The following is a 22,622-nucleotide window of genomic DNA, read 5'->3' as shown; positions in this document are numbered from 1 at the left end:
CCCTGCCCCGCGGCAATCCGCCGGTCAAGGCCGGGTTGATCCGGACGACGTTCGGGATCAAGCTCACACGACAGAACCGTCACGACGGAGGACGCGCGCCATGGAAAACCACGTCTACAAGAAGGTCGAGATCGTCGGCACCTCGGACGTCTCCATCGACGAGGCGATCAAGAACGGCATCGACCGCGCCTCCAGGACGCTGAAGCACGTGGACTGGTTCGAGGTGCTGGAGACCCGCGGCAACGTCCGCGGCGGCAAGGTGGCGCAGTTCCAGGTGGTGATGAAGGTCGGCTTCCGCCTGGAAGAGTAGGCTCCTTCCGCCATTGCGGGCGGGCACGGCAGGCCCTATGGTCCGTGCCCATGGACACCTCCTCCGACACCACTTCGCCGCTCGAGGGATCGGGCGGCGAGCGCATCGCCAAGCGGCTGGCGCGGGCCGGCCTGTGCTCGCGCCGCGACGCCGAGCGCTGGATCGCCGAGGGCCGCGTCGCGGTCAACGGCAGGACGCTCGACAGCCCGGCCTTCGTGGTCCGGCCCGGCGACGACGTGATCGTCGACGGCAAGCCGGTGCCCGAGCCGGAGCCGACGCGCCTGTGGCGCTACCACAAGCCGGCCGGGCTGGTCACCACCGCCCGCGACGAGAAGGGCCGCGCCACCGTCTTCGACAAGCTGCCGGAGGGCATGCCGCGCGTGGTGTCGGTCGGCCGCCTCGACCTCACCACCGAGGGGCTGCTGCTGCTGACCAACGACGGCGAGTTGGCGCGCTTCCTGGAGCTGCCGGCCACCGGCTGGACGCGGCGCTACCGCGTGCGCGTGCACGGCGCGGTGGACGAGGCGCGGCTGGCCGGACTCGCCAAGGGCGTCACCATCGACGGCGTCCAGTACGGCCCGATCGAGGCGGCGCTCGACCGCGTGCAGGGCTCCAACGCCTGGCTGACGGTCGCCATCAAGGAAGGCAAGAACCGCGAGATCCGCAAGGTCATGGAAAGCCTGGAGCTGACCGTGAACCGCCTGATCCGCACCGCCTACGGCCCCTTCCAGCTCGGCAAGCTGCCGGAGGGCGAGGTGGAGGAGGTGCCGAAGCGCGTGGTCAAGGACCAGGTCGCCGGCTTCTTCACCCAGCGCGACGGCGCGCCCGAGCCGCCGAAATCGGCCGGCGGCACCGCCAAGGCGGCGCCCCGGGTGGCCAACCGCGGCCCGCACAAGGCCGGACCGAAGCCGGAACCGAAGGTGGTCAACAGCCCGATCCGCGCGCCCAAGGCGAAGCCGAAGGCGGCCGACGTCGCCGACGCCGAGACGGCCGAACGGCCGGCCCGCAAGGCCGACGCGCGCCCGCACGGCGAGCGCGCCGGCCGGCCGGCCGGCAAGCCCGTGGGCGGCAAGCCGAGCGCCCCGGCACGCCGTTCGGAGGAGCGCGGCGACCGTGGCGACCGGCCCTTCGGAAAGAGCGAGCGCGCCGCGAAGCCGGCCGGCAAGCCGGCACGGCGTCCCGACGAGCGCGGCGAGCGGCCGTTCGAAAAGGGCGAGCGTACCGCAAAACCCGGTGGCAAGCCGGCACGGCGCCCCGACGAGCGCGGCGAGCGGCCGTTCGGCAAACCGACAGGCGGCAAACCGACAGGCGAGCGTGCCGGCCGGCCGGCCGGCGCGTCGGCGGACAAGCCGGCGGGCCCGACGCGTGGCCGCCCGCAGGGCGAACGGTCGGCGAAGCCGGGCGGCAAGCCGGAGCGGAGTGGCCCGCCCCCGGGCGGCGGCGCCCGGAACGGCGGTCCGCGCAACGATGGTCCGCGTGGCGGTGGCTCCCGCGGCGGAGCCGGAGGCAGCGGCCGTGCGGATCGTCGCCGGTAGGCACCGCGGGCGACGGCTGCAGGCGCCGGCCGGACGCGACACCCGGCCGACCACCGACCGCACCCGCGAGACCATCTTCAACATCCTGGCGCATTCCGGCTGGGGGCCGGACGGCGGCTCCCCGGTCGAGGGCGCCGTGGTGGTGGACACCTTCTGCGGCACCGGCGCGCTGGGGCTGGAGGCGCTGTCGCGCGGGGCGGAGCGGGCGTCCTTCCTCGACCTCGGCCGCGGCGCGCTCGACGCCGTGCGCGCGAACGTCGCCGAGCTGGGAGAAGCCGGGCGGACCGCCGTGCTGCGCGCCGACGCCACCAAGCCGCCGCCGGCGCGGGAGCCGGCGACCCTCGTCTTCCTCGATCCCCCCTATGGCCAGGACCTCGCCCCCAGGGCGCTGGCGGCGCTGGCCCGCGCCGGCTGGCTGGCGCCCGGCGCCGTGGCGGTGGTCGAGGAGGAGGCCGGCGCCGTGGTCGAACCGCCGGAGGGCTTCGCGTTGCTGGAAGACCGGCGGTATGGCGACACGCGGGTTCTGTTCCTGGTGTACGAGGCGTAGATGGCGTGGATCTATCTGCTCATCGCCGGCCTGCTGGAGACGGGCTGGGCGATCGGGCTGAAATACACCGAAGGCTTCTCCCGGCTGTGGCCGTCGCTGGCCACCGTGGCGGCCATGGCGGTGAGCTTCCTGTTCCTGTCGCTGGCGCTGAAGACGCTGCCGGTCGGCACCGGCTACGCCGTGTGGACCGGTATCGGGGCGGTTGGCACGGTGATCCTCGGCATCGTCCTGTTCGGCGAGCCGGCATCGCTGGCGCGGATGGCCTGCATCGGGCTGATCGTCGCCGGAATCCTCGGGCTCAAGCTGGTCGGCCCGGACTGAGCGGCCGGTGAATGGAACGCTGTGGAACACTCTGAAACAGTGTGCGGGGCGTGTTCAGTTCACATCCCCCGGCTGCGGACACACCTCCGGTGTCTGCGACTATAATCCTATATCGCGATTCCCAGCCCGTCAACCGCCGAATCCGGGGTAATCATCTGAACCGATCCCCTTTCCTGCCGAGCGGCGCGTTGCCCGCTGGACACGAAGTGAAACATGCGGAAATTCAGTCGCTTATCCGTCATCCCCGCGAAGGCGGGGATGACGGCCCAAAAAGGTCCGGAGCGAATCCGGAGACTTGCTTTAGGAGCCGTTCACGCCGCACTGCGGCGCAGGCCGTGGACGATCTCCAGGTAGTCGGGGTGTTCCGGCGTCAGCCAGCCGTGGCGGACCAGGAAGTCGAGCACCACGAGGTTCACGTTGAACTTCCAGTCCAGCGTGTCGTGCACCGACGCCGCCACCTTATCGAGCGGCCAGCGCTCGAACGTCTCGACCTCGCCGTCGGTGTTGCGCGGCTCGAAGTCCGGAGGCAGTTCCAGGTCGTAGAGGAACAGCGTGTCCGGCTTCAGGCCGTGCTCGTTCTCCATCAGGTAGGTCACGGCGCCGACCGGGACGGCCTGGGCGATCAGCTCGGGGCCGATGCCGGCCTCCTCCTCGGCCTCCTTGACGAGGTTCTCGGCCAGCGTCAGGCCGATGGGCTGACCGCCGGCGATCAGGTTGTCGAGCTGGCCCGGCGCCACGCCGCGGTCCATGGCGCGGCGGCCGACCCACAGCTCCAGCCCGGCGGGCGTGCGGACGAAGCCGTTGACGTGCAGGCCGTAGGCGGCGATGCCGAAATGCGCCACCACCGCGCGGTCGATGCGGGCCAGCGGCTCCACGCCCCATCTCGGCAGCACCGGGTAGAACTCGCCGCGCAGCTTGCGCGCCAAGCCCTTCTCGACGACGTAGGCGGCGGCGTGCGCCAGCACGGCGGAGCGCGCCTCGAAGTCGCGCACCTCCGGCGCCAGGGTGACGCGGCCGGCGCTCACCACGAAGCCGGGGTCGACGTCCGGCAGCTCCTCGGCGAGCGCGTGGCGGATCCAGCCGATGCGGACGCCGTCCACCTCGAACGGGCGGTAGGCGCTGAAATCGTGCGTGTTGCAGGCACGGATGCGGTCGAGGAAGGACATGGCAGCGAGTTTAGGGCCGCCGCGCCGCCGCGCAATACTCCTTGCAGCACAGGCCGGGTGGTTGCAATTCCGCGGTTGCGTGGCGTACACCAATTTCGGGCACCGGTTTCAGGAGGCGGGTGATGGCGGGCACGGCGTTCGGCGACTTTTCGGTGCTGGTCATCGAGGACGAGGCGTTTACCCGCATGGTGCTCGCCAAGATGCTATCGACCCTCGGCTTCAGGGCCGTCCACCAGGCGCAGGACGGCGAGAGTGGGCTGGCCGCCGTGCGCACCCACGCCCCCGACGCCGTGATCTGTGACGTCGAGATGGCGCCGATGGACGGGCTGGGCTTCCTCAAGGCGCTGCGCGCCAGCGACGACGCGCGCCACAAGGAGCTTCCGGTGGTGTTCATGACCAACCGCGTCGATGAAGGGCGGGTGGCGGAGGCCCGCGGCCTCGGCGCCGACACCTTCCTGGTTAAGCCGGCGACGCCCGACGCCCTGCGGCAGACGCTGGGCGAGCGGCTGGGCTGAGCCGCCATCCACGCCCCATCCACGCCCCGCATGGGCCCGACTGTGGCGCGGATCACATACCCGTCCGACAAAATGCGTTGTCCTGGCGTGGCGCACGGGCCACCCCGAAGGGACAGGCGGACCGACCTCGACCTTAACCTTTCGCATGCACCCCAATGCGCTGTGCCCGCACGCGTTGTTGGCATGGGATAAGACACCCCATCTCTCTTAGGGATGGGCGGATCAATGGGTACCGACTGTGCGTTCATGTCGTGGGAGAAGCCGGTGCTTCGGGCCGGCATCCTCAGGCTTGGCAGGGAGTTGTTAACGATTGGTCCTAAAGCTGGTGGTTATCCTTAGCGCACACAGCGTCTGACGGTGCGCGGCGGCTCTGGAGGATGATGGCGTGACCTGTGGCGCCAAAGACACTCTGAAGGAGCGGTGCACGGGGGTCTCCCCCGGTGCCGGGAGACGGCTACGGCCGGCGTTCCCGGCGGGCTCGGCCGGTGGGCGGGGCACCCGACGGACGGCATATCGGCCGCCGGGCAGGCCTTCCGAACCGAACAGCACTCCCGAACGCCTGGAAAGCCTTGAACCGGGCATTACATTGAAAGTGGGCGCCCCTGCGGGTCCGCTGGGATTTGACGGCAATCACGTAAGTCTGGGCTTCGACGGTGAGCGGGGTCGGCACGGGGCTTGTCCAACCGTGTCCGCCCTTGGAACGCGGTGTCTTCCGTCTGCGCCGGGGTACGGCCGCACAGGAGGATCCGACGCATCGGACTAGGAATACGGAGCGAGGCATGTTCCCGAGCGACGAACTGTTCACCCGCTACGCGCAGTCCTACGAGGGGCGCCGTGAGCACGAGATGACCCTCACGGAGTACCTTGAGGGCTGCCGCAACGACCCGATGATGTACGCGACCGCCTCGGAGCGGATCCTGGCCGCCATCGGCGAGCCGGAGGTGGTCGACACCGCCCGCGACCAGCGCCTCGGGCGCATCTTCATGAACCGGACCATCAAGGTCTACCCCGCCTTCTCCGACTTCTACGGCATGGAGGAGACGATCGAGCGGATCGTCGGCTTCTTCCGCCACGCCGCGCAGGGGCTGGAGGAGCGCAAGCAGATCCTCTACCTGCTGGGCCCGGTGGGCGGCGGCAAGTCGTCGCTGGCCGAGCGGCTGAAGTCGCTGATGGAGAAGTGCCCGGTCTACGTGCTGAAGGCCGGCAAGGAGATCTCGCCGGTGTTCGAGAGCCCGCTGGGCCTGTTCAACCCGGAAGAGATGGGCGACCTGATCGAGGAGCGCTACGGCGTCCCGAAGCGCCGCCTGACCGGCCTGATGAGCCCGTGGGCGGTCAAGCGCCTGGACGAGTTCGGCGGCGACATCTCCAAATTCCGCGTCATCAAGGTGCATCCGTCCAAGCTGCGGCAGATCTGCGTCACCAAGACCGAGCCCGGCGACGAGAACAACCAGGACATCTCGTCCCTGGTCGGCAAGGTCGATATCCGCAAGCTGGAGGTGTACAGCCAGAACGATCCGGATGCCTACAGCTTCTCCGGCGGCCTGAACCGGTCGTCGCAGGGCATCATGGAATTCGTCGAGATGTTCAAGGCGCCGATCAAGATGCTGCACCCGCTGCTGACGGCGACCCAGGAGGGCAACTACGTCGGCTCGGAGAACATCGGCGCCATCCCGTTCCAGGGCATCATCCTGGCGCACTCCAACGAGGCGGAGTGGCAGTCCTTCAAGAACAACAAGAACAACGAAGCCTTCATCGACCGCATCTGCGTCATCAAGGTGCCGTACTGCCTGCGGGTGATGGAGGAGCGGCACATCTACGAGAAGCTGATCACCGGTTCCGACCTCGCCACCGCGCCCTGCGCGCCATCGACGCTGGAGATGCTGGCGAAGTTCTCGGTGCTGTCGCGCATGCGCGAGCACCCGAACTCCAGCCTCTACTCGAAGATGCGGGTCTACGACGGCGAGAGCCTGAAGGAGACCGACCCCAAGGCCAAGTCGATGCAGGAGTACCGCGACCAGGCCGGCGTCGACGAGGGCATGGACGGCATCTCCACCCGCTTCGCCTTCAAGGTGCTGGCGGCGACCTTCAATTATGACAGCAACGAGATCTCCGCCGATCCCGTGCACCTGATGTACATCCTGGAGCAGTCGATCAAGCGGGAGCAGTTCCCCGACGACACCGAGAAGAAGTACATCGAGTTCATCAAGGCCGAGCTGGCGCCGCGCTATGCGGAGTTCATCGGCAACGAGATCCAGAAGGCGTATCTGGAGTCGTACAGCGACTACGGCCAGAACCTGTTCGACCGCTACGTCGATTACGCCGACGCGTGGATCGAGGACCAGGACTTCAAGGACCCGGACACCGGCCAGCTGATGAACCGGGAACTGCTGAACCAGGAGCTGACCAAGATCGAGAAGCCGGCCGGCATCGCCAACCCGAAGGACTTCCGCAACGAGGTCGTCAAGTTCGCGCTGCGCGCCAAGGCCGGCAACCAGGGCCGCAACCCGTCCTGGACGTCCTACGAGAAGATCCGCGAGGTCATCGAGAAGCGGATGTTCAGCCAGGTCGAGGATCTGCTGCCGGTCATCTCGTTCGGGTCGAAGAAGGACGGCGAGACCGAGAAGAAGCACACCGAGTTCGTCTCGCGCATGATGTCGCGCGGCTACACCGAGCGGCAGGTCCGCCGGCTGGTCGAGTGGTACATGCGCGTGAAACAGGCCGGCTGACCGGTTGGTTGAATGGTTCGGTAGCGTGAGGGCTCCCCATTGATGAACATCATCGACCGACGCCTGAACCCGCAGGGCAAGAGCCTGGCCAACCGCCAGCGCTTCCTGCGGCGAGCCAAGGAGCAGGTGGTCAAGGCGGTCCGCGACGCCTCCTCCAAGCGCTCGATCCAGGACGTCGAGAGTGGCGACAAGATCTCCATCTCGACCGGCGGCGTGCGGGAACCCTCCCTCCACCGGGCCAACTCCGGCGGCCTGCGCGACTACGTCGTGCCCGGCAACAAGGAGTACGTCGAGGGCGACACCATCCCCCGCCCCGAGCAGGGCGGCGGACGCGGCAGCGAAGGGTCGCCCGACGGCGACGGCGAGGACGATTTCCGCTTCGTCCTCTCGCGCGAGGAGTTCCTGGACATCTTCCTGGAGGACCTGGAACTCCCCGACCTGGTGAAGCAGAAGGTCAAGCAGTCGGAGAGCTTCTCGCTGACGCGGGCGGGCTTCACCCCCAGCGGCTCGCCGGCCAACCTCAACCTGGTGCGCACCATGCGCAACAGCTTGAGCCGCCGCATCGCGCTGAAGCGGCCGAAGCCGGCGGAGATCGAGGAGCTGGAGCGCCTGCTGAAGGAGGCCGAGGAGCGCGGCGATTCCGAGGAGATGCGGGAACTGCGCGAGGCGCTGGAGCACAAGCACCTGCGCTCCAAGCGCATCCCCTTCATCGACCCCATCGACGTCCGCTACAACCGCTTCGAATCCGTGCCGAAGCCGATCGCCCAGGCGGTGATGTTCTGCCTGATGGACGTCTCCGGCTCGATGACCGAGCACATGAAGGACCTCGCCAAGCGCTTCTTCATGCTGCTGTACCTGTTCCTGAAGCGGCGCTACCGCTCGGTCGACATCGTCTTCATCCGCCACACCCACGAGGCCAAGGAGGTGGACGAGGAGACGTTCTTCTACTCCACCGAGACCGGCGGCACCGTGGTGTCCACCGCGCTGGAGGAGATGCAGCGCGTCGTGCAGGAGCGCTACCCCGAGGGCGATTGGAACATCTACGCCGCCCAGGCCTCGGACGGCGACAACATGTCCTCCGACAACGCCCGCTCGGCCGCCCTGCTGCGCGACGTGATCCTGCCGCTGTGCCAGTACTTCGCCTACATCGAGGTGGCGGCGGAGCACAACATGGGCCTCTCCGCGCTCGGCCGCGAGACCGAGCTGTGGCGCACCTACAAGATGGTGCAGCGCCCCGACCTGCCGCTCGCCATGCGGCGCGTGCGCTCGCGCCGCGAGATCTTCCCCGTCTTCCGCGACCTGTTCGCCCGCGACAAGGTCGCTGCCCCGTAAGGAGCCGTCCAGCATGACCGCCGTCATCTCGAAGCCGGAAGGCCTGCTCTACGACGGGGCCGACTGGGACTACGACAAGATCAAGCGCGTCTACGACGCCATCGAGGACATCGCCGTCAACGAGATGGGCCTCGACGTCTATCCGAACCAGATCGAGGTGATCACCGCCGAGCAGATGCTCGACGCCTATTCGTCCATCGGCATGCCGCTGATGTACAGGCACTGGTCGTTCGGCAAGCACTTCGCCCGCGACGAGATGATGTACCGCAAGGGCTACCGGGGCCTCGCCTACGAGATCGTCATCAACTCCAGCCCCTGCATCAGCTACATCATGGAAGAGAACACCATGACGATGCAGACGCTGGTGATCGCCCACGCGGCGTTCGGGCACAACCACTTCTTCAAGAACAACCAGCTGTTCCAGCAGTGGACGGACGCCCGGGGGATCCTCGACTACCTGGAGTTCGCCAAGGCCTTCATCACGCACTGCGAGGAGCGCCACGGCCACGCCGCGGTGGAACGGGTGCTGGACGCCGCGCACGCGCTGATGAGCCAGGGCGTGCACAAGTACCCGAAGAAGCGTCCGCTCGACCTGCGCGAGGAGCAGAAGCGCGAGCGCGACCGCCGCGAGTACGAGGAGCAGACCTTCAACGACCTCTGGCGCACCGTGCCCCGCCCGTCCGGCAGCAGCCGGCCGTCGCGCAGCATGTCCGAGCGCAAGAAGCTGCTGGGCCTGCCCGAGGAGAACCTGCTCTACTTCCTGGAGAAGAAGGCGCCGCGCCTGGAGCACTGGCAGCGCGAAATCCTCCGCATCGTCCGCCACATCAGCCAGTACTTCTATCCGCAGAAGCAGACCAAGCTGATGAACGAGGGCTGCGCCACCTACACCCACTACACGATCATGAACCGGCTGCACCAGAAGGGCATGATCACGGAAGGGGCGATGCTGGAGTTCCTGCACTCGCACACCTCCGTGGTCTTCCAGCCGGAGTTCGACGACCCGCGCTTCTCGGGCATCAACCCGTACGCGCTGGGCTTCGCCATGATGCAGGACATCCAGCGCATCGCCGAGAACCCGACCGAGGAGGACCGCCACTGGTTCCCCGACCTCGCCGGCAAGGGCGACGGCATGGCCGCGCTGCGCGAGGCGTGGCACAACTTCCGCGATGAGAGCTTCGTTCTGCAGTACCTCAGCCCGCACCTCATCCGGAAGATGAAGCTGTTCACCGTGCGCGACGACGCCGAGGACCCCTACCTGCTGGTCGAGCACATCCACAACGAGCGCGGCTTCCGCCACATCCGCAAGCTGCTGGCCCGGCAGTACGACCTGGGCTACCTGGAGCCGGACATCCAGATCGTCGACGTGGACCTCGCCGGCGACCGCAAGCTGATCCTGCACCACCGCGTCACCAACGGCGTGCTGCTGGACGAGAGCGACGCCAAGGCGGTGCTGCGCCACATCGCCAACCTCTGGGGCTACGAGGTGCAACTGGTCGAGGTGTCGGCGGTGTCGGAGGCGGTCCTCAAGGAGCACGCGGTCACGGCGCCGAGCGGGGGGTGACGACGTATTGCCCCCACCCTAACCCTCCCCCGCTTTGCAGGGGAGGGAACTCCGCCGCGCTCCCCTAAACTCCCTCCCCTGCCCAGCGGGGGAGGGAGGGGACCCATGCGAAGCATGGGGAGGGTAGGGGCAAGTGCGTCAGTTTGAGGGCCTGCCGTGTAGGGCAGAGAGTTCGGCGAAGACCTCATCACCCTCCACGACGTCGCCGGTCAGAACCTGCTGATAGGCGACCTCGATGTGGGCCCGCAATTTGGCCATGACAGTCTCACCATCCAGCCCCAAGCCCGCTTCCAGTTCCCGCGCGCCTTCTTCGATCGCACGCCGGAGCGTGTCGAGCTTGTTCCCCTCCTGCGGGGCAAGGCGCGGGTCAGGGACGCGGTTCGGCTCTGCCATGTCCTGAAAATAACACGTACCGAGCGTCATTTCCACGCGCCCTGGTGGAGAACGCCCGTTTCGTACGGGCAACGATTACCCGATTATCCTTCTCGGAAATTTCATCGAAGCGTCATCGCGGTGATGCGGCGGCGGGCGTAACGGAGTCGCCCCGTACACTCAAGACCGCGCCGGACGCCATGACCACACACCACGCCCCCCGCCGTTTCGGCATCAAGGCGAAGATGCTGCTGGCCTTCGCCGCGGTGGCGGCGCTGCCGGTGCTGGCGGCGGGAATCGGCTGGCTGTCCTACGCCTCCGTGCGCGAACGCGTCGCCGACATCGCCGACACGCAGATGCCGGTGCTCGGCGCCGCGCAGGGCATGGCGACGGCGACCGCGCGCATCCTGGCGCTCGGCCCCCTGATCGACGCCGCCAAGGCGCCGGTGGAGCTGAAAGCGCTGGCGGCCGAGACCGACGCCCGGCGCGCCGAGCTGACGCGGCTGGTCGATACGCTGGCACGCGGGCCGGTGGACCCGGCGCAGGTTGCCGGCATGCGCACCGCCGCCGGTTCCGTTCTCGGCAACGTCGATGCGCTGGCGCAGGCCACATCCCGCCGCCTCGACCGGCGCGAGCGCCGCGCCCTGCGCCTGACCGAGCTGACCGCGGTGCACGCCGAGCTGCTGGCGGTGCTGAAGCCGGCCATGGCCCGCTCCGGCCAGGACCTCGCCGAGGCCATCGGCACCATGGCCGAGGCCGCCTCGCAGTCCTCGGCCGCCATCGGCGACGAACTGGGGCAGGCCGTGCTGCCGCTGTTCCAGCTGCGCGGCGCCTTGTCGGCGCTGACCAAGGCGCTGCTGATCGGCGCCTTCGAGACCGACGGATCGCGGGTGATGTCGGCGTCCACCGACTACGACTCGGCGGTCTCGGACGTGCAGGGGGCGCTGCGCCCGCTGGCCGGCGACGCGGCGGCAGCCCCGGTGGTCGCCGCGGTGCGGGCGCTGGAGGCCTTCGGCGACGGGCCGCGGAGCGTCTACACCCGGCGCGTCCGCCAGCTCGACCCGGCCACCGATCCGGCGGCGGCCCGCGCTCTGGCCAAGGAGATCGCCGCCGGCGTCGCCGAGATCGTCCGCCTGGACGGCGAGGCCAACGCGCGCATGCTGCCGCTGATGCTGAACGCCCGCGGCCGCATCGCCCAGGCTGGCGACGCCATGGTGCAGCGGGTGCAGGAACTGGCGACCTCCACCGTGCCGCAGGCCCAGCACGCCTACATGGCGCTGAGCGGGCTGCTGGCCGAGACCAACCTGCTGGCCGGCCTGCTGGCCGAGGCCGGCAACGCCGACACCCCGGACCGGCTGGCCGAAGCGCGCCGCGCGCTGGACGCCGGGGCGGCGGAGATCCGCACGCTGGCGGCCGACCTGGAGGGCATCGAAGCGCAGGCGGCGGCCAGACCGCTGGTGCAGCGCCTGCTCGACATCGGATTCGGTCAGGAAGGCATCCTGGCGCTGCGCCGCGGCGAGTTGGAGGCGTTCGCCGAGAACGCCGCGCTGATCGAGCGCAACCGCGCGCTGGCCGCCACCCTGTCGGCGGCGGTGGACACGCTGGTGGCGAGCGCCGCCGAGGCGGCCCAGCGCGGCGCCGGCGACGCCCGCGCGGCGCTGGAGCGCACCAGCACCATCCAGATCCTGCTGGCCTCGGCCGGCGTGCTGCTGTCGGTGCTGATCGTCGTGCTGGTGGTCGGGCGCGGCCTCGTCGCCCGGCTGGAGGCGCTGGCGGCGGCCATGCAGCGGGTGGCGCGCGGCGAGCTGTCGGTCAGCGTGCCGCGCAGCGGTTCGGACGAGATCGCCGACATGGCGGACACGCTGGACGTCTTCATCGCCAACGCCCGCGAGATGGAGCAGGCCCGCCGCCGCGTCGAGGAGGAGCGCGCCCGCGCCGCCGAGGTGCGCCGCACCAGCATGCTGGACATCGCCGCGACCTTCGAGCGCAACGTGCTGACCAGCGTCAACACGCTGGCCGACGCGTCGCGCGCCATGCACGACCGCGCCCGCACGCTGACCGACATCGCCGCGCGCGCCAGCGACCAGGCGCAGGCCGCCATGGAGGTGTCGGCCGAAACCTCCGCCGGCATCCAGCAGGTGGCGACCGCGGCGGCCGAGATCTCCACCTCCATCGCCGAGATCTGCAAGCGCACCTCGGAATCGGCGCGCATCATCGGCGAGACCGCCGCCGGGGCCGAGCAGGTCAAGGCCACCGTCGGCCAGCTCTCCAGCACCACCGAGGCGATCGGCACCGTGGTCGGCGTCATCGACACCATTGCCGGGCAGACCAACCTGCTGGCGCTCAACGCCACCATCGAGGCGGCGCGGGCCGGCGAGATGGGCAAGGGCTTCGCCGTCGTCGCCACCGAGGTGAAGCACCTCGCCACCCAGACGGTGCGGGCGACCGGCGACATCGCCCGCCAGATCACCGCCACCCAGAGCGCCAGCCAGGAGACCGCGGCGGTGGTCGAGATCATGACCAGCAGCATCCAGCGCATCGAGGGCAACGCCTCGGCCATCGCCGCGGCGGTGGAGGAGCAGTCGGCGATCACCGAGGGAATCGTCGGCAGCGCGCATCAGGTGGCGCAGGGCACCCAGCGGGCCTCGGAGTTCGTCACCGACCTGTCCGACGCCGCAGCGCGCGTGCGCGCCCACGCCCACGAGGTGCTGGGCGTGGCCGAGGGCGTGTCGCACGAGGCCACCGCGCTGGGCAGCGCCGTGCACCTGTTCCTTCAGGAAATCCGCGCCGCACGCTGAGTGACGGCCGGGGCTTGACCTTGGGCGTTGCCGCGACAGCTCTTTAGGAAAAGCACGGCGACGTTGCACCCGCCCCCCACGCGGCAACGCAATAATTTCCACAACCTGACGGGGCCGATTGCAATTGGGAGAAAATGGTAGCACCATTCCCATAGGGTTAGACACGTAACCATAACGTCTCGATACGGCGTGGAAAGGCAGCCATGGTCGATCACGTTGCGCTGCGGAGCGCCATCGACGCCCTGGAGGAATGCTCCAGGAAGGCCGACTCGCCGCGCACCGACATGCCCCTGCTGCTCGGCCGGCTCTATTCCACCTACGCGCAGACGCTGCTGGAGCGGCACGGCGTGTCGGTCGACCTGATGGCGTTGTGCGGCGACAACTGGGACAGCCTGACCGGCCGGTACGGCTGAGCCGACAGCCTCTCCAAACCTCCTTGCCACCGCAAGACGACTCCGTGTCGGCGCCGCAACGCTACCCTTTTATTTCAGAGTAAAGCTTTTTCGAGGTCATTTTCTGGCCCGAACGAAGACCCCGTTACACTCCTTGTTAACCATCAAAAGCGTAGCGTTCAGCCATATCGTCCAGAAACTTGGCCGGTATTTTAACCAAATCGCGGTATGGCTGGTCCCCCATGTCCTGGTCTTTCTGGCGGCGGTCGATCCTCGGCGTATCCACGCTGGCTCTGCTCGGCGGGGCGGCGGCCGTCGGCATGGAGGAGATGCGCACCTCGCGGTTGCAGGCGAAGCTGCTGTCGTCCTACGCCAAGGACATGACGTACGCCTTGAAGGACGGGCCGAACCCGGCCGCCCGCTACCCGACCATGGGGCCGTACAACGAGCGCCTGGGCTACACCGCGCTGCCCAACCAGCTGAAGGCGCTGACCGACGACATGTACGCGGTGGAGATGCAGGCCACGCTCTCCCCCACGCTCGACCAGTTCATGGCGAAGGGCGGCTTCCCGATCTACCACGAGAAGACGCGCGGCGGCCTGACGCTGCTCGACCGCAACGGCTCGGCGCTGTTCTCCGCCCGTTATCCGGAGCGGGTGTTCACCCGCTTCGAGGACGTGCCGCCGCTGGTCGCCGACACGCTGCTGTTCATCGAGAACCGCGAGCTGCTGAACGCCGACGAGGCGCGCCGCAACCCGGCCGTGGAGTGGGAGCGATTCGGCGCCGCCGTGCTGTCGCTGCCCATCCAGGTCATCAAGCCGGGCAGCCGTTCGCCCGGCGGCTCGACGCTGGCGACGCAGATCGAGAAGTACCGTCACTCCCCCGACGGCCAGACCACCGGCGCGTCGGAGAAGCTGCGCCAGATGGCCTCCGCCTCGGTGCGCGCCTATCTCGACGGCGAGGACACCACGCTGGCCCGCCGCCGCATCCTGGTGGACTACCTGAACTCCACGCCGCTCACCGGGCGACTGGGCTTCGGCGAGGTCAACGGGCTGGGCGACGGGCTGTGGGCGTGGTACGGCACCGACCTGGCGCTGGCCGTCAAGGCGCTGTCGGAGCCGGCGCCGGACGCCCGCACGCTGCAGCTGAAGGCGCTGGCCTACAAGCAGGTGCTGAGCCTGATGCTGGCGCAGCGCCGGCCCTCGCACTACCTGATCGCCGACCGCAACGCCCTGGAGACGCTGGCCAACAGCTACCTGCGCGTGATGGCGCAGGCCGGCGTCATCGACGCCACGCTGCGCGACGCGGCGCTGGCCACCCGGCTGAAGTTCCGCGACGAGCCGCCGCCGGCGCAGACCGCCTCCTTCATCGAGCAGAAGGCGCCCAACGCCATCCGCGCGCGCCTCCTGTCCATGCTGAACGTGCCGAGCCTCTACCAGCTCGACCGCACCGACGTGACGGTGGAGACGTCGCTGGACAACCCGACCCAGCAACGGGTGGTGGAGACGCTGGCGAAGCTGAACGACCCCGCCTTCGCCGCCCAGATGGGCCTGACGGGCGAGCGCCTGCTCGACGTCAAGGGCAACGACCTGTCGAAGATCATCTACTCGATCACGCTGTACGAGCGCGGGACCGACGCCAACCACCTGCGCGTCCAGGCCGACAACTACGACCAGCCGCTGGACATCAACGAGGGCGCCAAGCTCGACCTCGGCTCCACCGCCAAGCTGCGCACGCTGACCACCTACCTAGAGATCGTCGCCGAGCTGCACACCCGCTACGGCCACCTGCCGCGCGAGTTCCTGGTGGACGTGCAGGACGAGGCATCCGACAACCTGACGCGCTGGGCGGCGGAGTGGCTGATCGCCGCCAGGGACCGCAGCCTGCCGGCCATGCTCGACGCCGCCATGGAGCGCCGCTACTCGGCCAGCCCGGCGGAGGCGTTCTTCACCGGCGGCGGGCTGCACACCTTCGTGAACTTCAACAACAAGGACAACGGCAGCATCCTGACCGTCACCGAGTCGCTGCGTAACTCGGTCAACCTGCCGTTCATCCGCATCATGCGCGACGTGGTGCAGTTCTACTCGGCCGAGGGCGGCGACGATTCCGCCGAGATCCTGCAGAACGCCGACCACCCGGCGCGGCAGGCCTATCTGGCGCGCTTCGCCGACAAGGAAGGCAGCGACTTCCTCAACCGCTTCTACAACGACTACCGCAAGCGCACCCCCGACGAGGCGCTGGCCCTGCTGGCCAGCCGCACCCGGCCGGCGCCGCACCGGCTGGCGGTGGTGTTCCGCTACGTCCGGCCGGAGGCCGGGGTGGACGCCTTCGCCCGGTTCATGCGCGCGCGGTTGCCCGACGCGCACCTGGGCGACGACGAGATCGCCAAGCTCTACACCAAGTACGGGCCGGACAAGTTCCCGCTGAACGACCTGGGCTATCTGGCGCGCGTGCATCCGCTGGAGCTGTGGCTGGTGGCCCATCTGCAGAAGACCCCCGGCGCCAGGCGGCAGGACGTGCTGGACGCGTCGGCCGACAAGCGCCAGGAAAGCTACAAGTGGCTGTTCAAGAAGGGCCAGCAGGCGCAGAACACGCGCATCCGCATCGGCCTGGAGGAAGAGGCCTTCCTGCGCATCGGCGAGAGCTGGAAGAAGCTGGGCTACCCGTTCGACCTGATCCCCTCCTTCGCCACCGCCATCGGCAGCTCCGCCGACCGGCCGGCGGCGCTGGCCGAGCTGATGGGCATCATCCTCAACGACGGGGTGCGCCAGCCGACCGTGCGCGTCAACAAGCTGCACTTCGCCGCCGGCACGCCGTACGAGGCGGTGGTCGGCCTGGGGCCGATGGGCGGTCGGCGGGTGCTGAAGCCGGAGATCGCCGCGACGCTGCGCAAGGCGCTGATGGACGTGGCGCAGAACGGCACCGCCAAGCGCGTCTGGGGCTCGTTCAAGGACCCGGCCGGGCAGATCATCCCGATCGGCGGCAAGACCGGCACCGGCGACCACCGGCTGGACCGCTACGGCCCCGGCGGCCACCTGATCGAATCCCGCGCGGTGAACCGCACGGCGACCTTCGTCTTCTACATCGGCGACCGCTTCTTCGGCACCATGACCGCCTTCGTGCACGGGCCGGAAGCCGACCACTACCGCTTCACCTCGGCGCTGCCGGCGCAGTTGCTCAAGAGTCTCGCCCCGGCGCTGCAGCCGCTGATCGACCCGACCAACACCCACACCGCCGGCACCGAACCGACCAAGCCGAAGCCGGCCGCCAAGCTGTAGGAGCGCTCCGCGCTGCCCCGAGTCGGTCCAGGCGCAGCAACGGGTTCAACCCCGCCACCGGGCGTTCGGCGGCGGGGGTTTCTGCCGCCCTGGATGGATAGATCCTTCGTCGTAGGACAACACCCGCCCGGCCGGCCCCCGTCAGCAGATGAACGGGCGCGTTAAATAATTATATGTCGCCGCACCCACACGACCAGGACGATTTTTGAAATAAAATTGTTTTTGCGCGGACTTGAAAGGCGTCCGTGATACGGCACGCCGCGATTGACTTGCTGTCCTGGCGGAGTATAACCGGCTTCTCAGCGGTTGATCAGCCCCTGTTCGGACGGGAACTGTACCGTGCACTATGAAATAAACTGCCTTGTCCAACCGGGACCTGACGGTAGCGAAGAAGTAACCTTAAAGTATTTGGTCGAGGCGACCCAGATGCTTGAAAAGTTTCTTAACTCAAGCAACATTTCGGGCACGCTGGAACTGGTCGACCTGCGGCGCGGCAAGATCGTGTACAAGGCCTACTGCTTGCCGGACGAGGGCTCGACCCGCTGACCGTTCAGTGTCCGGCCAAAAAGCCGGCCGGCACACTATCGAATGATTGCACGCTTGCATCAGCCGACGGACGCGTTGGTCAGCAGTCCGTCCAGTTCCGCCGCCAGAAGCGCCAGCGGCAGGCCCGGCCGCAGGCCGCGCAGCACGCTCATCGCCAGTGAAAAGGCGCCGTCGTGATCCTCGTGCAACCGCCCGGCATCGTAGGCGTGCCGCACGATGGTGGTCTCCTGCGCCGTCAGGTCGGCGATCCGGCGTGATACGGCGGTCATGACGGTCATGGTGGCGGTGGCTCCGGTGCTGCGTCGCGTGGAACGGCACCGTGCGCCGCGTTGGTTAATGATTGCTTGCCATGCCGGCGAGATCACGCCGTTTTGCCGAAAATACTCCATGAATTCTCGCTGAATTCGTCCAGCATTATGAGATGCAAAGGAAAGACTTCCGGCATGCGACAACCCGCCTCAACTTGCCGCGCGTGCGTTTTCGACGAATTCTGATAGTATTCCAGCCGACTTGATGCGATGGAAGGGCATCGCGGTATGGGCGCGACCTATCTGCGGGCGTTGGCCAGCGAATACCACCACATCCTCGACCAACTCGGACGCCTCTACGAGGAGAGCTTGAGCGGGCCGGCGGACGCCGCCCTGACCGCGGAGCTGCACAGCCTCGGCGCCGCCTTCGCGGAGCATTTCGCGCACGAGCGCGACCTGATGGACGCCACCCGCTACCCCGACGCCGGCCGGCACGAGGAGACGCATGGGCTGATCCGCCGTTTCGTGGACAAGCTGGCCGCCGCGGCGGAGCGCCGCGACGACGGGCTGGTCCGGCAGGAGATGCCGTTCCTGCTGCACCTCGTGCTCGACCACCGCACCGTCGAGGACCGCCGCCTCGACGAGTTCGTCAGTGGGATGGAGGCCGGCGCCGCCGTGCACTGAACCGGCGGCGACCTCCCCTGACGGGTCGAGAGGAGGGAGCGAATGGTGCGGGCCGGGGGAGTCGAACCCCCACGCCGTTTCCGGCTGCGGATTTTAAGTCTGACGCCGATGATTTTGTGCGATTTTGCGGTGTTCTGATGGGCTTTGCGAAAGCCTTGTGGTATCAAGGTTTTGGTGCCGAACGGCGTTGCGCTGGTTTGTCGCCGATTGGGTGTTTTTGAGCCGCGGTGATTGCTGGGTGATTGCTGACGGTGGAGGCGAACATGCAGGCGAGGATCACGAAGCGGCTGGTGGACAGCACCGCCCCCGGCGAGCGCGACGTCTTCGTTTGGGACGCCGACCTGAAGGGCTTCGGCCTGAAGGTCACGCCGGTAGGCAAGAAGGTCTACATCGTCCAGTACCGCGTCGGCGGCGGTCGGGGGACACCGAAGCGCTACACCATCGGCGCGCACGGCGCGTACACCCCCGACACAGCCCGGACGGAAGCCGAACGGCTGCTGCGCTTGGCGGCCGAGGCGAAGGACCCGGCCGATGAACGTCGCAAGGTCCGCGAGAAGGCGATCACGGTCGATGACCTCGCCGACCGCTACCTTGAGGAGCACGTCGAGGAGAAGAACCGCGCCACCACCGCGGCGGAGTTCCGGCGCCTCGTCACCAAGCAGATCCGACCAGCCCTCGGGCGCCTTCCACTCGAAAAGGTCTCCAGCGCCGACGTCGCCAAGCTGCACCACGCGATGAGGGGCACGCCGCGCCAGGCGAACCAGACGTTGGCGGTGCTGTCCAAGATGTTCGCCCTCGCCGAACTCTGGCACCTCCGCCCCAGGCGCACCAACCCCTGCGAGGGGATCCAGCGCTACAAGGAAACGGAGCGCGAACGCTTCTTGTCGGTGGCGGAGATCGCCGCGGTCGGCCAAGTCCTGAACGAGCGCGAGCAGATCGAGCAGGCCAGCGTGTTGAACGGCATTCGCCTGCTGCTGCTGACGGGCTGCCGGCTCTCGGAGGTGGTGGGGCTGCGCTGGAGCGAAGTCAGGCTCGCCGAAGGTGCCTTGATGATCCCGACGGAACGCGGCAAGTCCGGCGCCCGGCGCCACGCCATCGGCGCGCACACCATCGCCCTCCTGGCGGACATGCCGCGGAACGGGAAGTGGGTGCTGCCCTCCCGCGACCCCGACAAGCCGCTGTCCAAGAGCACCATCACGCATGCCTGGGAGCGGATCCGCGAGATCGCGACCGTGGCGCTCTGGAGGGAGGCGCCGGACACACCGGCCGGTGCGCTGGTCCTCCAGCTCGAGCAACAGCTCGAACGGCGGCCAACCTACGGCGAGTGCATGGAGGCTGCCGCCGCAGCCCGAACGCCCCTGCCGGCCGGGATCACGGACGTCCGCATCCACGACATGCGGCATACCGTCGGCACCTACGCCGGCAACGCCGGGGCCAACGCTTTCCTGGTACGCGACAAGCTCGGGCACAAGACGCTGGCGATGACCGGCCGTTACGTCAACCGCGACGCCGACCCGCTGCGCGACCTCTCCGACAAGGTCGAGGGGCGCATCACCGCGGCGCTCGACGCGAGCGCCCGGACCAAGGCCGCCGACCAGGGCGACGAGACCAACAACGTCGTGCCGCTCAAGCCGGTGTCCTCGAAGTAAGCTCTGAAGAAAGCGCGCAGCCGCAGCCACCTCGGCAAGCCCGCGCCATTTCGAGCTTCCTGACAAATAGGAGAAAAGAAGGAATCGCATCGCCAAATACGAGCATGATAGGCTTTTGCTTCCCGCCGAAGGCGCCACTGTGGCGTGGCCAGGCAAAGCACTCGGTATCGACGATGGGCTCGATCAACGAAGCAGATTCCCTCGACGCAGTAGCGGAAACGACATCGGATGCGCCGGTTCCAATTCGCATCGAGGCAACGATCACCCCTCGTCTGAACCTCGCCTTTTACCAGAATGCCGTACCCATTCTGCACGAGCTTACGCTGATCAACGACGGGACCTCCCCTCTCGAAGAGATCGAGTTGACCTTGTCTTCGGAACCGGCGTTCTTCGCGCCGAAGACGTGGCGGATTGATACGGTTGGGCCAGGACAGCGGTACCGCGTGCCCAAGCTCGACGTGGCGCTCGACGGTGCCATGCTCGGTCGGCTGACGGAGGCAGAAAAGGCCACTGCGCGCCTCTCCGCCACCGCCGGCGGCGAGACCGTGGCCGGTCTGGACATGTGCGTCGAACTCCTCGCCCGCAACCAGTGGGGCGGTGTTGGCCACATTCCGGAGATGGTGGCCGCCTTCGTCCAGCCGAACGATCCCGCGATCGAACGCCTGCTGAAGCAGGCGGCCGAAGTCCTGCGGCTGGCCGGCAAGAGCGGATCACTCGATGGCTACGCCAGCGGGCCCAAGCGCGCGTGGGAGCTGGCGTCGGCCGTATGGTCAGCGGTCGGCACCCTCGGGCTCGACTACGCCCTGCCGCCCCCCAGCTTCGAGCACGCCGGCCAAAAGGTGCGCGGGCCCTCGCAGATCGTCGATACCGGTCTTGCCACGTGTCTGGACACCACTCTTCTGTTCTGCGCTGCGCTGGAGCATTGCGGCCTCAATCCCCTGGTCGTCTTCACGCACGGGCATGCCTTCGCTGGCGTCTGGCTGGTGAAGGAGGACTTTTCCACTCCGGTGGTGGATGACGTGACGGCCCTGCGCAAGCGGGTCAAGCTCAAGGAGATGGTTCTCTTCGAGACGACGCTGATCGCCCAACGGCCGTGTCCTTCGTTCAAGGTAGCAACCGACCAGGGCGCGCGGCAGATCTCGGATCAGGAGGAGCACGCGTTCGAGCTGGCAGTGGACATCCGCCGAGCCCGCGTGCAGCGCATCCGCCCGCTGGCGAGCGCCGAGGCTCCCGTGATCCTGGCGGATGCCAGCGTGCCGACGGCGCCGGAGCCGCCGACCTTCGACGAGGCGCCGGCGGACCTGGAGGAAGATGCGGCCGGGCCGGTCGAGGACTCCGCTCCGGCCGGGCCGCAGACCCGTCTGGAGAAATGGCAGCGGAAGCTGCTGGACCTCTCGCTGCGCAACACGCTGCTCAACTTCCGGGCGGGCAAGCGGTCTCTCAAGCTGGACGCGCCGAACCCCGGCCTATTGGAGGATCTGCTGGCGGAGGGGCGGGCGCTGAAGCTGCTGCCGCGGCCCAACCTGATGGATGGAGCCGATCCGCGCAGCCAAGCCATCCACGAGGAGCGCACCCAGGAGGACCTGCGCCGGGAGCACGCGCTGGACGCCCTGCGCCGCAACGAGGTACTGGTCGGCACGAACGCCGACGAGTTGGACTCACGGCTGACGGAGCTGTACCGCTTCGCCCGCAACTCGCTCCAGGAGGGCGGCGCCAACACGCTGTTCCTGGCCCTCGGCTTCCTGTCGTGGACGCGCGACGCCAAGGACGATAAGCGCTACCGCGCGCCGCTGATCCTCATTCCGGTGACCCTGCACCGCAAGAGCGTCCGCTCCGGCTTCAGCCTCGTCCTGCACGACGACGAGCCGCGCTTCAACCCGACCCTCCTGCAAATGCTGCGGCAGGACTTCCGGCTCGCCATCCCGGTGGCCGAAGGCGAACTGCCGCGGGACGAGAGCGGCCTCGACATCGCCGGCATCTGGAAGGCGGTCGCCCTGGCGGTGAAGGATATCAAGGGGTGGGAGGTCGTGGAGGACGTGGTGCTCGCCACCTTCTCCTTCGCCAAGTACCTGATGTGGAAGGATCTGGTCGACCGCACCGACCAGCTAAAGCGGAACCCGGTGGTGCGGCACCTGATCGAGACGCCGCGCGACCCCTACGTGTCCGGCGTCGCCTTCCCGTCGCCCCGCACGCTCGACTCCACCCACGGGCCGGAACAGACCTTCTGCCCGCTGCCGGCCGATTCCTCGCAGCTCTCCGCCGTGATGGCCGCGGCCAAGGGAAAGGACTTCGTCCTCGTCGGACCTCCGGGCACCGGCAAGAGCCAGACCATCGCCAACCTGGTCGCCCAATGCTTGGCGGAGCGGAAGACGGTGCTGTTCGTCTCCGAGAAGATCGCAGCATTGGACGTGGTGTACCGGCGGCTGCGCGAGGTCGGGCTGGGCGCGGTTTGTCCAGGCCCCCATGGTAGAATAGAAGTGTCCCCCTGGCGGGACCGTGGAACCCCTGTTTGAGCCCCTGACAGTCCCGGTGGAGGGACTGAAGTCGGCAACATCGTTGCGCAAACCGGTTTGCTGTCCCGCTGGAGGGACTGAGCGTCCCGCTGGAGGGACCGTGTTCTGTTTGTGGCAGCGGCGTTTGCG

Annotated in this window: 17 protein-coding genes; 14 read left to right on the top strand and 3 right to left on the bottom strand. The window is 68.2% G+C overall.

Annotated elements, in window-relative coordinates; translation table 11 throughout:
* Positions 1 to 100: 100 nt before the first annotated feature.
* From TSO221_RS10675 to sugE, 4 genes are read left to right on the top strand one after another with little or no spacing between them, the layout of a single operon-like run.
* Complete coding sequence (locus TSO221_RS10675) at positions 101 to 310, top strand: dodecin (protein WP_109118474.1); 210 nt, start codon at positions 101 to 103, stop codon at positions 308 to 310.
* Positions 311 to 360: 50 nt separating this feature from the next.
* Positions 361 to 1,845, top strand: coding sequence for a pseudouridine synthase (locus TSO221_RS10670; RefSeq protein WP_109118473.1), 1,485 nt, complete (start codon positions 361 to 363; stop codon positions 1,843 to 1,845).
* Positions 1,826 to 2,392: a 16S rRNA (guanine(966)-N(2))-methyltransferase RsmD gene (rsmD, locus tag TSO221_RS10665; RefSeq protein ID WP_109118483.1), complete on the top strand. Its 567-nt coding sequence runs from the start codon at positions 1,826 to 1,828 to the stop codon at positions 2,390 to 2,392. Before TSO221_RS10670 ends, rsmD begins: the two co-directional genes overlap by 20 nt.
* Complete coding sequence (sugE, locus tag TSO221_RS10660; RefSeq protein ID WP_109118472.1) at positions 2,393 to 2,713, top strand: quaternary ammonium compound efflux SMR transporter SugE; 321 nt, start codon at positions 2,393 to 2,395, stop codon at positions 2,711 to 2,713.
* Between the two features lie 311 nt (positions 2,714 to 3,024).
* On the opposite strand, the gene TSO221_RS10655 is transcribed toward sugE, so the two are convergent.
* Positions 3,025 to 3,879 carry a DUF4743 domain-containing protein gene (locus TSO221_RS10655; protein ID WP_109118471.1) on the bottom strand — a complete coding sequence of 285 codons (855 nt, stop codon included), beginning with the start codon at positions 3,877 to 3,879 and terminating at the stop codon, positions 3,025 to 3,027.
* A 122-nt stretch (positions 3,880 to 4,001) separates the two neighbouring features.
* Here TSO221_RS10655 and TSO221_RS10650 point away from each other — a divergent pair, with 122 nt between their 5' ends.
* The 4 genes from TSO221_RS10650 to TSO221_RS10635 all read left to right on the top strand — a co-directional run bounded on the left by TSO221_RS10650 (position 4,002) and on the right by TSO221_RS10635 (position 10,013).
* A complete protein-coding gene (locus TSO221_RS10650) occupies positions 4,002 to 4,394 on the top strand; it encodes a response regulator (protein ID WP_109118470.1) in 393 nt (130 codons plus the stop codon).
* 779 nt (positions 4,395 to 5,173) lie between these two features.
* On the top strand, positions 5,174 to 7,120 hold the full coding sequence (locus TSO221_RS10645; RefSeq protein WP_109118469.1) for a PrkA family serine protein kinase: 1,947 nt from the start codon (positions 5,174 to 5,176) through the stop codon (positions 7,118 to 7,120).
* Positions 7,121 to 7,162: 42 nt separating this feature from the next.
* Positions 7,163 to 8,452 carry a YeaH/YhbH family protein gene (locus TSO221_RS10640; protein WP_109118468.1) on the top strand — a complete coding sequence of 430 codons (1,290 nt, stop codon included), beginning with the start codon at positions 7,163 to 7,165 and terminating at the stop codon, positions 8,450 to 8,452.
* A gap of 13 nt (positions 8,453 to 8,465) precedes the next feature.
* Positions 8,466 to 10,013 (top strand): SpoVR family protein, encoded by a 1,548-nt coding sequence (locus TSO221_RS10635; protein WP_109118467.1) that lies wholly within the window; start codon positions 8,466 to 8,468, stop codon positions 10,011 to 10,013.
* 138 nt (positions 10,014 to 10,151) lie between these two features.
* Here TSO221_RS10635 and TSO221_RS10630 read toward each other — a convergent pair whose 3' ends face one another.
* Positions 10,152 to 10,436, bottom strand: coding sequence for a hypothetical protein (locus tag TSO221_RS10630; RefSeq protein WP_109118466.1), 285 nt, complete (start codon positions 10,434 to 10,436; stop codon positions 10,152 to 10,154).
* A 149-nt stretch (positions 10,437 to 10,585) separates the two neighbouring features.
* Between TSO221_RS10630 and TSO221_RS10625 the strand changes: the two genes are divergently transcribed.
* From TSO221_RS10625 to TSO221_RS10615, 3 genes are all read left to right on the top strand, one after another.
* Positions 10,586 to 13,183, top strand: a complete 2,598-nt coding sequence (locus TSO221_RS10625) for a HAMP domain-containing methyl-accepting chemotaxis protein (protein WP_109118465.1) — start codon at positions 10,586 to 10,588, stop codon at positions 13,181 to 13,183.
* 203 nt (positions 13,184 to 13,386) lie between these two features.
* Positions 13,387 to 13,596, top strand: a complete 210-nt coding sequence (locus tag TSO221_RS10620; RefSeq protein ID WP_109118464.1) for a hypothetical protein — start codon at positions 13,387 to 13,389, stop codon at positions 13,594 to 13,596.
* A 221-nt stretch (positions 13,597 to 13,817) separates the two neighbouring features.
* Complete coding sequence (locus tag TSO221_RS10615) at positions 13,818 to 16,853, top strand: transglycosylase domain-containing protein (RefSeq protein WP_109118463.1); 3,036 nt, start codon at positions 13,818 to 13,820, stop codon at positions 16,851 to 16,853.
* 605 nt (positions 16,854 to 17,458) lie between these two features.
* On the opposite strand, the gene TSO221_RS10610 is transcribed toward TSO221_RS10615, so the two are convergent.
* Positions 17,459 to 17,677 (bottom strand): hypothetical protein, encoded by a 219-nt coding sequence (locus tag TSO221_RS10610; protein ID WP_109118462.1) that lies wholly within the window; start codon positions 17,675 to 17,677, stop codon positions 17,459 to 17,461.
* Positions 17,678 to 17,935: 258 nt separating this feature from the next.
* Between TSO221_RS10610 and TSO221_RS10605 the strand changes: the two genes are divergently transcribed.
* The 3 genes from TSO221_RS10605 (at position 17,936) to TSO221_RS10595 (ending at position 22,493) form a co-directional block, all read left to right on the top strand.
* Positions 17,936 to 18,331: a hemerythrin family protein gene (locus tag TSO221_RS10605; protein ID WP_109118461.1), complete on the top strand. Its 396-nt coding sequence runs from the start codon at positions 17,936 to 17,938 to the stop codon at positions 18,329 to 18,331.
* 263 nt (positions 18,332 to 18,594) lie between these two features.
* Positions 18,595 to 19,980 (top strand): tyrosine-type recombinase/integrase, encoded by a 1,386-nt coding sequence (locus TSO221_RS10600; RefSeq protein ID WP_109118460.1) that lies wholly within the window; start codon positions 18,595 to 18,597, stop codon positions 19,978 to 19,980.
* 443 nt (positions 19,981 to 20,423) lie between these two features.
* Positions 20,424 to 22,493 carry a DUF4011 domain-containing protein gene (locus TSO221_RS10595; protein ID WP_199229439.1) on the top strand — a complete coding sequence of 690 codons (2,070 nt, stop codon included), beginning with the start codon at positions 20,424 to 20,426 and terminating at the stop codon, positions 22,491 to 22,493.
* Positions 22,494 to 22,622 lie beyond the last annotated feature (129 nt).

The organism is Azospirillum sp. TSO22-1 (assembly GCF_003116015.1).
In the GTDB taxonomy this organism is placed as follows: Bacteria; Pseudomonadota; Alphaproteobacteria; order Azospirillales; family Azospirillaceae; genus Azospirillum.
The sequence above is the reverse complement of the archived record's forward strand: the minus strand, read 5'-3'. Positions and strand labels throughout refer to the sequence as shown.

Bases quoted from the DNA above. Each gene is read 5' to 3' on its own strand.
- TSO221_RS10630 (WP_109118466.1), bottom strand. From the start codon at position 10,436: ATGACGCTCGGTACGTGTTATTTTCAGGACATGGCAGAGCCGAACCGC.
- TSO221_RS10645 (WP_109118469.1), top strand. From the start codon at position 5,174: ATGTTCCCGAGCGACGAACTGTTCACCCGCTACGCGCAGTCCTACGAG.
- TSO221_RS10625 (WP_109118465.1), top strand. From the start codon at position 10,586: ATGACCACACACCACGCCCCCCGCCGTTTCGGCATCAAGGCGAAGATG.
- TSO221_RS10675 (WP_109118474.1), top strand. From the start codon at position 101: ATGGAAAACCACGTCTACAAGAAGGTCGAGATCGTCGGCACCTCGGAC.
- TSO221_RS10640 (WP_109118468.1), top strand. From the start codon at position 7,163: ATGAACATCATCGACCGACGCCTGAACCCGCAGGGCAAGAGCCTGGCC.
- TSO221_RS10655 (WP_109118471.1), bottom strand. From the start codon at position 3,879: ATGTCCTTCCTCGACCGCATCCGTGCCTGCAACACGCACGATTTCAGC.
- TSO221_RS10650 (WP_109118470.1), top strand. From the start codon at position 4,002: ATGGCGGGCACGGCGTTCGGCGACTTTTCGGTGCTGGTCATCGAGGAC.
- TSO221_RS10610 (WP_109118462.1), bottom strand. From the start codon at position 17,677: ATGACCGTCATGACCGCCGTATCACGCCGGATCGCCGACCTGACGGCG.
- TSO221_RS10635 (WP_109118467.1), top strand. From the start codon at position 8,466: ATGACCGCCGTCATCTCGAAGCCGGAAGGCCTGCTCTACGACGGGGCC.
- sugE (WP_109118472.1), top strand. From the start codon at position 2,393: ATGGCGTGGATCTATCTGCTCATCGCCGGCCTGCTGGAGACGGGCTGG.
- TSO221_RS10620 (WP_109118464.1), top strand. From the start codon at position 13,387: ATGGTCGATCACGTTGCGCTGCGGAGCGCCATCGACGCCCTGGAGGAA.
- TSO221_RS10615 (WP_109118463.1), top strand. From the start codon at position 13,818: ATGTCCTGGTCTTTCTGGCGGCGGTCGATCCTCGGCGTATCCACGCTG.
- TSO221_RS10670 (WP_109118473.1), top strand. From the start codon at position 361: ATGGACACCTCCTCCGACACCACTTCGCCGCTCGAGGGATCGGGCGGC.
- TSO221_RS10605 (WP_109118461.1), top strand. From the start codon at position 17,936: ATGGGCGCGACCTATCTGCGGGCGTTGGCCAGCGAATACCACCACATC.
- TSO221_RS10600 (WP_109118460.1), top strand. From the start codon at position 18,595: ATGCAGGCGAGGATCACGAAGCGGCTGGTGGACAGCACCGCCCCCGGC.